Annotated in this window: 1 protein-coding gene and 1 pseudogene; both read left to right on the forward strand. The window is 72.0% G+C overall.

The genetic code is table 11. The annotated features are described in order from the left end of the window. A partial coding sequence (locus tag AC08OP_RS22635) for a DUF6444 domain-containing protein (RefSeq protein WP_476616015.1) occupies positions 1–364 on the forward strand: 364 nt, incomplete at its 5' end. A 75-nt stretch (positions 365–439) separates the two neighbouring features. Beyond that, positions 440–1375, forward strand: a pseudogene (locus AC08OP_RS22640) (IS66 family transposase). The last annotated feature ends 112 nt before the right edge of the window (positions 1376–1487 follow it).

Raw genomic sequence — 1487 nt, forward strand, 5'->3', positions numbered from 1 at the left:
GATCGCGCAGCGGGACGCCACGATCGCCTCGCTGGCAGCGCGGGTCGAGTGGTTGGCCGCGCGGGTCGAGCAGGTGGGACGGCAGGCGGGGAAAGACAGCGGGACGTCGTCGCGGTCGCTGTCGTCGGACAGCCCGTTCACGAAGGCACCGAAACGGTCGTCGGGGACGTCCTGGGGCCGGCCGCGGGGTAAACAGCCTGGTGAGCCGGGGCAGACCCGGAACATGGTCACCGACCCGGATGAGATCATCGTGGTGGATCCGTCGGCCTGTGAGGGGTGTGGTGGTTCGCTGGCGGATGCGCCGGTGTTCGCGACCCGCCGCCATCAGGTCTTCGATGTTCCGCCCCCACCGCCACGGCTGTAGGTGACCGGGTACCGGGTCGTGGCCAGGGTCTGCCCGTGCTGCGCGGCGACCACCAGCGGGCAGGCCCCGGTGGGGGTGACGGGCCGGGTCGGCTACGGGCCGGGTCTGCTCGCGCGGGCGGTGTGGCTGGTCTGTGCCCATCACCTGCCGGTCCGCCGCGCCGCCGCGGTACTCGCTGCTCTGGCCGGTGCGACGGTGTCCGCGGGCTGGGTCGCCCGGCTACTCGCCACGACGTTCCTACCCCGGGTAGGAGAACTGATCGCCGCGGCGGCGGTCGCGCACGCCGACGAGACCACCGCCCGCGCCGGCGGTGCGCTGCGCTACCTGCGCGTGGCCTGCACCGACTAGCTGACCGTGATGCACGTCGGGGACCGCACCGCCGCCACGATCGACGCCGGTGGGATCTGGCCGGCGTTCACCGGCACCCTGGTCCGGGACGGCTACAGCGGCTACGCCCACCTGACCGGGGCGTTGCACGCCTGGTGCGGCGCGCACCTGCCGCGTGACCTGAGGTCCGTCCACGACGGCGACCCCGCCGGGCAGGTCTGGGCCGACGCGAGGGCCACCGCCCTGCTCGACGCGCACCACGCCGCGGGCGCCGCGCCGGGCAGGCCGCTCTGGCTCCCGAAGTCCTCGCCCGGATCCGTAACCACTACCTCGGTGCACTCGCCCGCGGCGAGGTCGACAACCACGGCAGACACAGCCCGCTGGCTGCCGATGCCCGGACGTTGGCCCCGCCGGTTCCGCCGCTACGAGAGCATGATCCTGCGGTTCGCTGTCGATCTGACGGTCCCGTTCTCTAATAATGTCGCGGAACGTGACGTGCGACCGGTCAAGGTACAGCAGTGGGTTTCCGGTGGGTGCTGGCGGACCCTGCACGGCCTCGCCGACTTCGCCGCCGTGCGGTCCTACCTGTCGACCGCCAGTAAATGGGGCGTCGACACCCTCGACGCGCTCACTCGATTGTTCACCACCGGCGCCTGGCTCCCGCCCGCCATCCAACCCGGCTGACCACCCCGCCCCACCCAGCTGTCCGCGGACCACGACGACCAATCCCGCCGACGGCCACTCCAACCTGCCCAAACACAGCACCAAAGCACCTCACCCGAGCTGAACAGCTACC

It is taken from the genome of Frankia sp. CeRuru1, from assembly GCF_977966315.1.